Source organism: Streptomyces recifensis (assembly GCF_002154615.1).
GTDB lineage: Bacteria > Actinomycetota > Actinomycetes > Streptomycetales > Streptomycetaceae > Streptomyces > Streptomyces griseoluteus.
In genome coordinates this window covers 1-7,532 of sequence record NZ_MUNH01000468.1, presented here as the reverse complement: position 1 = coordinate 7,532, position 7,532 = coordinate 1, and the positions used below count along the sequence as shown (strand labels likewise).

The 7,532-nt window shown below is 74.5% G+C and carries 6 protein-coding genes; 1 reads left to right on the top strand and 5 read right to left on the bottom strand.

Annotated elements, in window-relative coordinates; all coding sequences use genetic code 11:
- Positions 1-975, top strand: a 975-nt coding sequence (locus CCN33_RS22990) for a MinD/ParA family ATP-binding protein (RefSeq protein WP_244173910.1), incomplete at its 5' end; no start/stop codon positions are given.
- Positions 976-1,035: 60 nt separating this feature from the next.
- Here the strand turns inward: CCN33_RS22990 and CCN33_RS22985 are convergent.
- The 5 genes from CCN33_RS22985 to CCN33_RS22965 form a co-directional block, all read right to left on the bottom strand.
- A complete protein-coding gene (locus CCN33_RS22985) occupies positions 1,036-1,983 on the bottom strand; it encodes a bifunctional riboflavin kinase/FAD synthetase (protein ID WP_086695416.1) in 948 nt (315 codons plus the stop codon).
- 124 nt (positions 1,984-2,107) lie between these two features.
- Positions 2,108-5,485: a trypsin-like peptidase domain-containing protein gene (locus CCN33_RS22980; RefSeq protein ID WP_086695415.1), complete on the bottom strand. Its 3,378-nt coding sequence runs from the start codon at positions 5,483-5,485 to the stop codon at positions 2,108-2,110.
- Between the two features lie 247 nt (positions 5,486-5,732).
- Positions 5,733-6,638: a tRNA pseudouridine(55) synthase TruB gene (gene truB, locus CCN33_RS22975; protein WP_086695414.1), complete on the bottom strand. Its 906-nt coding sequence runs from the start codon at positions 6,636-6,638 to the stop codon at positions 5,733-5,735.
- Positions 6,635-7,087 carry a 30S ribosome-binding factor RbfA gene (gene rbfA / locus CCN33_RS22970; protein ID WP_030817204.1) on the bottom strand — a complete coding sequence of 151 codons (453 nt, stop codon included), beginning with the start codon at positions 7,085-7,087 and terminating at the stop codon, positions 6,635-6,637. The genes truB and rbfA overlap by 4 nt, the downstream gene beginning before the upstream one ends.
- Positions 7,088-7,129: 42 nt before the next feature.
- On the bottom strand, positions 7,130-7,423 hold the full coding sequence (locus CCN33_RS22965; RefSeq protein ID WP_030817206.1) for a DUF503 domain-containing protein: 294 nt from the start codon (positions 7,421-7,423) through the stop codon (positions 7,130-7,132).
- Positions 7,424-7,532 lie beyond the last annotated feature (109 nt).

Genomic DNA, 7,532 nt, shown 5'->3' with positions numbered 1-7,532 from the left:
GGCGTCGGCAAGACGACCACGACCACCGCGCTGGGCTCCACCCTGGCCTCGGAGCGGCAGGACAAGATCCTCGCCATCGACGCCAACCCGGACGCGGGCACCCTCGGCCGCCGCGTGCGCCGGGAGACCGGCGCGACCATCCGTGACCTGGTGCAGGCGATCCCGCATCTGCACTCCTACATGGACATCCGCCGGTTCACCTCGCAGGCGCCCTCCGGCCTGGAGATCATCGCCAACGACGTGGACCCGGCCGTGTCGACCACGTTCAACGACGAGGACTACCGGCGCGCGATCGACGTGCTCGGCCGCCAGTACCCGATCATCCTGACCGACTCCGGCACCGGTCTGCTCTACAGCGCGATGCGGGGGGTGCTGGACCTCGCCGACCAGCTCATCATCATCTCCACGCCCTCGGTGGACGGTGCGAGCAGCGCCAGCACCACGCTGGACTGGCTGTCCGCGCACGGCTACGCCGACCTGGTCTCCCGTTCGATCACCGTCATCTCCGGGGTCCGCGAGACCGGGAAGATGATCAAGGTCGACGACATAGTGGCGCACTTCGAGACGCGCTGCCGGGGCGTGGTCGTGGTGCCGTTCGACGAGCATCTGTCGGCCGGCGCCGAGGTCAACCTCGACATGATGCGGCCGAAGGTGCGCGAGGCGTACTTCACGCTCGCGGCGATGGTGGCCGAGGACTTCGTACGGCACCAGCAGGCGCACGGGCTGTGGACCAGGGACGGGAACCCGCCGCCGGTCGCCGCGCCGCCGATGCCGGGACAGCAGGCTCCCGGCCAGCACTATCCGCCCCAGCAGCCCCAGCCGTTCGTGCCGGGCCAGCAGCAGTACCCGTACCCGCCGCAACAGCCGCAGCCGCAGCCGCAGCCGGGCCACCCGTACCCCTCGCACCCCGGCCCGCAGCAGTACCCGTACCCCGGCCCGCCCCAGGGCCGGCCCCCGCAGGCGCCGCAGCAGTAGCCGGAGACGGCGAAGGGCGGCCGGTGCTCGGCACCGGCCGCCCTTTCACGTCCCCCGGCCCTACGCGTCCGCGGCCAAGATCTCCCGGCACCGCTCCACGTCCGCGCCCATCTGGACCAGCAGGTCGTCCAGCGAGTCGAACTTCGCCTGGCCGCGCACATAGGCGAGGAACTCGACGGCGACGTGCATCCCGTACAGGTCGAGGCCGACGCGGTCGATGGCGTACGCCTCCACCGTGCGCTCGGTGCCGTCGAACTGCGGGTTGGTGCCGACCGAGATCGCGGCCGGCATCGTCTCGCCCTGGGCGTACAGGTACCCGGCGTAGACGCCGTCGGCGGGGATCGCGGTGTGCGGCAGGGTCTCCACGTTGGCGGTGGGGAAGCCGAGTTCGCGGCCCCGCTGGGCGCCCCGGACCACGACGCCCTCCACCCGGTGCGGGCGGCCCAGGATCTCGCGGGCCCCGGCCACATCGCCCTCGGCGATCAGGTTGCGGGTCAGCGTGGAGGAGAACGGCTTGCCGCCGCCCGCCTCCCCGGTGACGTACAGGTCGACGATCTCCACCTCGAAGTCGTAGACCCGGCCCTGCTCGGCGAGGAAGTCCACGGTGCCCGCCGCGCGGTGCCCGAAGCGGAAGTTCGGGCCCTCCACGACGGCCTTGGCGTGCAGCTTGTCGACCAGGACCTTCACGACGAAGTCGGCCGGGGAGAGCTGAGAGAACTCGGGTGTGAAGGGCAGCACGAGCACCGCGTCCACCCCGAGGTCCGCCATCAGTTCGCAGCGGCGCGGGTGCGGGGCGAGCAGCGGGGGGTGGCTGCCGGGCCGTACGACCTCGCTGGGGTGGGGGTCGAAGGTGACCACGACGGCCGGGACACCCAGCTTGCGGGCGCGGTCGACGGCGTGCTCGATGATCAACTGGTGGCCGCGGTGGACACCGTCGTACGACCCGATGGTGACGACGCTGCGCCCCCAGTCCTGGGGGATGTCCTCCAAGCCACGCCAGCGCTGCACTGTGACCGCTCCTCGAACCCGTGTCCGTGTCTGACTCTTGTGCAGGTCCAAGAGTGCCATGCCGGGTCACCGGGCTCCGCATCGGTACGCCCCCTGTGACCGGGCGCACGCCGAAAACCCCTGCTCACGCGGGTACGGGCGTCCCGGCACGCTCTTCGATCGCGCGCCGGACGCCGGGGCCGACGACGGCGGCCCACTCCTGCGGCGCCTCCGTCAGCCAACGGCCGAGCCGGGCGCCGAAGCCGGGCAGCTCGCGGACGAGGCAGCTCAGCCGGTGGTCGACGCCCTCGGGGGTACGGCCGAGGAGCCGGACGGTGCGGTGGACGAGCCCCCGCGCCTCCTCCGCCGCCGGGCCCGTGCCGTCACCGTCCCCGAGGGTGGCGGCCGCGCGCAGGACCGCGACCAGCACCTCGGGGTCCCGTTCGTGGGCGAGCAGCCGGTCCAGGAGTTCGCGGCGCAGCGGGGTGGTGACCGGGGTGCCGGGGGCGACGAGGACGGCGGCCAGGGCCGCGCGGGCCGCCTCGAAGCCCTTGCCGAGCAGCCCGGTGAGCAGCGGCAGCAGCTCGGTGCGGGCCGTGGGGCCCTGGCCGAGACGGCGGTCGACGTACTCGGCGACGCAGGGAGCCGCCTCCGCGCGGGGCGCGACCGTCTCCCGGACCAGGGCGGCGATACGGCGGGCGAGCGCCGGATCGGTGACTTCGGCGAGCGCGCGCAGGGGGGCGGCGGGGTCGGAGCCGCCGCGCAGCCGGACGCGGAAGGCGTCGAGCACGGTGTCGGGGTGGGTGGCCAGGGCCGGGAGGAGCGCGGTGGGCGGCAGGCCGCGGTCGGCGGCCGTGAAGTGGCGCAGCGCCCTCGGCAGGTGCTGGTCGCGGCTGACCGGGTCGACGACCAGCAGGGCCAGCGCGCCGCCGTGCAGGGCGCGGTCGGCGGGACGGGCCAGCAGGGCGTGGGCGGCGCGGCGCAGCAGGCTGTGGTCGGCGGTCGTGCCCGTGTGGGGCGCGGTGCGGCGGGCGAGGACCAGGGCGGTGGCCCGGCGGCCGGGGTCCTCGTCCCTCGCCCAGCGGTCGACGGCGCGGCAGGCGGCGGAGGGTTCGTCCTCGGCGAGGACGGCGAGGAGTTCGACGGCTCTGCGGTGACCGCTGTCGATCAGGGCCTCGGTGAGGTGGTCGAGCGCGCCGTGGCGATGGGTGTGCAGGAGGGCCTGGGCGGCGGTGGCCACGGTGGCGTGCGGGGTGGCGGGCAGCGGGCGCTCGTCCTCGAACCAGCGGGTGAGGTGCGGCTGCCCGGCGGCCGGGTCGGCGGCGAGCAGCCGGGCCGCCGCGTCCAGATACCGCTCCCCCGCCCCCTCGGCCACCGCCGGGTCGGCCGGCACCAGCCGCCGCAGCAGGGCGAACCGCTCGGCGTCCGGCAGCGCGAGCGCGGTCCAGAAGGCGGGCCCGAACTCCGCGGGCACCGCCTGCCCCGCGCGCCGCCAGGCCACGATCCGGTCGGCGAGGAAGCGCAGCTCCTCCCGATAGGGCAGCGCGTCCGGGGTGCGCAGCAGGGTCCGGGAGAGCAGCCGGGCGGCCCACCACGACCCGGGGTCGAGATCCAGGGCGTCGGCCAGCTCACGCAGCCGGAAGGCGAGTTGACGGGGCCCTTGGCGGCGCCCGAGGAGCAGCAGGGCTTGGACCACGGGTCCGATGCGGTGGTGCGGCACCGCCATCACCCCAGCCGGACGCTCGGCGCGCGGGCGGTGGACCAGGACGTGCAGCGCCTCGTCCAGGTCGAGATGCGTGCCCTGCACCCAGTCCGCGAACTCCTCGTGCGCGAACCGGTAGCCGCCCCCGGAGCGGACCAGCAGCCCCTGGTCCAGGACGGCCGACGCCCATCCGGTGCCCCCGCCGAGCCGGGCCGGGGCGCGCCCGGGCGGGAAGACGGCCGCGAAGCCCTCCCGGTCCAGCATGCCCCGTCCGTGCCCGAGCGCACGGCGGGCGGCCTCGTGCACCTGCCCGGCGACCCGGGTGGCGAGGCGTCGTACGGCGGTGTCGCCGAGCCCGTTGGCGGCGGCGATCCGCTCGGCGATGCGGAGGCACGCCAGGTCGAGGTGGGCGGCGAAGACGTCGTGCCGGCCCAGCGGGCGCGGGGGCGCGTCGACCGGGAGCTCGGACAGCAGGCGCAGGGCGAGCGGGTGCCGGGCGTCGGGACCGGAGAGGGCGCCCTCGGGGACGCCGTACCGGGAGTGGGCGGTACGGGCCTCCTGGCGGGTGAGCCCGGTCAGGCGCAGGCGCGCGGGGAACTCCTCGGCGACGCTCTCCCAGAACTCGTCGCCGCAGGCCAGCACCAGCCGGGTCCCGGTGGCGCGCAGCCACGCGAGCGTCCTTCCGGCCCAGTCGGGCAGCAGGGCGGGCGGCATCTCCTCGGGGGCGTCGAGACAGAGCAGCAGCGGGCGCCCCTCGCGCGCGGCGAGCGCGGCCGGGGCTTCGGGGTCGAGGTCACCGAGGTCGGCGGGGCGGCCCGGTGCGGAGGCGGCGGCCACGGGCGCGGCCCGCTGCAGCGCGCGGCGGACGGCGTCGGCCACGGAGTCGTCGGTGTCTTGCAGGTCGGCCCCGCGCAGCCACAGCGTGGGAGCCGGGGCCTCGCTCTGCCGGCGCCGTGCGGCGAGTGCCGCCAGCTCGGTCGTACGGCCGCTGCCGGGGTCACCGGTGAGCGCGAACACGGCGTGCGGACCCGCCATGAAGTCGGCCAGCTCCCCTGCCACCGAGGCGCGTTCGACGATCCCGGGCAGCCCGGTGAGGGTGCCGGGCGGGCCGTCCTGGCTGACGGAGGCGGCACAGAGCTGGAGGACCCCGGCGAGGTTGAGGTCGGTGCCGTAGGCCGGCACGGTGGTCGCGTTGCGGGCGAGCAGCGCGGTGAGCTCGGGGTCCGCCTCTTCGGCGGGGCGTACGGGAGCGGCGAAGCCGGAGTCCCGTACGGCGGAGCGCAGAGAGGCGCCGAGGACGCCGAGGACCGCGCCGGTACGGGCGTCGAGCACGGGTCCGCCGGTGGTGCCTCCGCCGGGCCGGAGCGCGTCGCGGGCCGCGGTGCCGAGCGCGAGTTCCAGCGCGTCGTCCAGCAGCTGGCTGCGGTCCCCGACGGGAAAGGCGGCCGGGGCGGCGGTGAGCACCCGCGCCCCGCGCCAGCCGCCCGCGGCGATCCGTACGTAGGTGCCCGCCTCGATCCGGTCGCGCACGGTCAGCGGCAGCGGGGCGATGCCCGGGTTCTCGGTACGGACGAGCGCCAGCCCGTGGCGCGGCAGCGGCACGACGGCCTCGGCGTCGACCACGCGCGTGCGGTCGTCGGCGGTGTGCAGCACCAGCCGGTCCGCGCCCTCGACGGCCTCGTGGCTGGTGAGCAGGGTGCCTTGGTGGTCGGCGAGGAAGCCGACCCCGCGCAGGCGCCCGGAGAGATCGCGGATCTGCACCAGGGCGTCCGCGCGATCACCCAAGCCGCCGCTCCCCGTTCGCGGCCCCTCTCCCGCCATGGTCCTGCCTCCCCAGCCGTGCACCCGCGTCTCGCCTCGACGGTAGGCGCGCGATGATCACCGGAACAGGGCGCGGGGAGAAAGCGCCCCCTTCCGCTCCCCCGGTTCACTCCGAGCGCCCGGCCGGACGGGTGAATCGGCGGTGCGGAGTGGATAGACGTCAGAGGTGGGGGAACCGAGGGGGGACCGTGGAGCGGCGGATGTGGCACGTACCCCGTGACCGCCGCTCCACGGTCACAAGACCAGCTCAGCCGAAGACGGCGAGGCTCTTGGCCTTGCCCTTCTGCTCCTCGACCAGCGCGAGGAAGCGGCCCTTGGGGTCGAACACCGCGACGGGACCGGCGCCCGCGTACACCTCGGGCATCTCCAGCCGGACACCGTTGAGCAGCAGCCTGCCCCGCTTGGTGTCCACGTCCCAGCGCGGGAACGCGGCGGAGGCGGCCTCCGCGACCGGCATCACGGTCAGCTCCGCCTGGAGCTGGTCCAGGGTCCGCGCGGAGTCCAGCTTGTACGGGCCGACCCGCGTCCGGCGCAGCGCCGTGAGGTGGCCGCCGACGCCCAGGTCTGCGCCCAGGTCGCGGGCCAGGGCGCGGATGTAGGTGCCGGAGGAGCACACCACGGAGACGACCAGGTCGAGCACGGGGGTGCCGTCCTCGGCGACCGCGTCCCGGACGTCGTACACCGTGAAGGAGGAGACGGTCACCGGGCGGGCCGGGATCTCGAAGTCCTCGCCCTCACGGGCCCGCTTGTAGGAGCGCACCCCGTCGATCTTGATGGCGCTGACCTTGGACGGCACCTGCATGATGTCGCCGCTGAGCTTGGCGATCCCGGCGTCGATCGCCTCGCGGGTCACCTTGGACGCGTCCGTGGAGGAGGAGATCTCTCCCTCGGCGTCGTCGGTGAGGGTGTTCTGGCCGAGCCGGACGGTGCCCAGGTACTCCTTCTCGGTCAGGGCGAGGTGCCCGAGGAGCTTGGTGGCGCGCTCCAGACCGAGGACGAGGACACCGGTGGCCATGGGGTCGAGGGTGCCGGCGTGGCCGACGCGGCGGGTCCGGGCGATCCCGCGCATCTTGGCGACCACGTCGTGCGAGGTGAAGCCCGACGGCTTGTCCACGATGACAAGGCCGTCGGGCGGGGTGGGCTTGGCTGTCATTCTGCGGCGTCGTCCGTCTCGTCGTCGGACTCCGGCTTGCGGTACGGGTCCGCGCCACCGGCGTACGCGGCGCCCGAGGACGCCTCGCGCACCTGGGCGTCGGACTGCCGGGCCCGGTCGAGGAGGTCCTCGATGTTGCGGGCCGTGTCCGGCAGGGCGTCCGCGACGAAGGTCAGCGTCGGCGTGAACTTCACCCCGGCCGCGCGGCCGACCTCGGAGCGCAGGATGCCCTTGGCGCTCTCCAGGCCGGCGGCGACGGCCTGCCGCTCCTCGTCGTCGCCGTAGACCGTGTAGAAGACGGTCGCCTCCCGCAGGTCACCCGTGACCCGCGTGTCCGTGATGGTGACGTGCGAGCCGAGCCGCGGGTCCTTGATCCCACGCTGCAGCTTCTGGGCCACCACCTCCCGGATGAGGTCCGCCAGCCTTTTCGCCCGAGCGTTGTCGGCCACTGGTCCGTCTCCCGTTCTTTCTTCTTCTTCGCGTTTCTTCGGTCAGTCGTCGTCGCCGTGGAAGCGCCGTCGCACGGACAGCAGCTCCACTTCCGGGCGGGCTGCGACCAGCCGTTCGCACTGGTCCAGTACGTCGGTGAGGTGCGCCGCGTCGCCGGACACCGTGGCGAGGCCGATGAGCGCTCGCCGGTGCAGGTCCATGTGGTCCACCTCGGCCGCGCTCACGGAGTACTTCCGCTGGAGTTCGGCGACGATCGGGCGGACGACGGAGCGCTTCTCCTTCAGCGAGTGGACGTCGCCGAGGAGGAGGTCGAAGGACAGAGTCCCCACGTACATGTGAAACCGGTTAACCCGCCGGTCCGGGATCGGTGGTTCTAGCACCGTACCCCGTACGAGCTGCCCGCTCGACAGGGTTTCCGCCGCAACCTGGGGGCTCCGCCCCCAG

Excerpts from the sequence above, each read along its gene's own strand:
- truB (WP_086695414.1), bottom strand. The coding sequence starts at position 6,638 with ATGACAGCCAAGCCCACCCCGCCCGACGGCCTTGTCATCGTGGACAAG.
- CCN33_RS22965 (WP_030817206.1), bottom strand. The coding sequence starts at position 7,423 with ATGTACGTGGGGACTCTGTCCTTCGACCTCCTCCTCGGCGACGTCCAC.
- CCN33_RS22980 (WP_086695415.1), bottom strand. The coding sequence starts at position 5,485 with ATGGCGGGAGAGGGGCCGCGAACGGGGAGCGGCGGCTTGGGTGATCGC.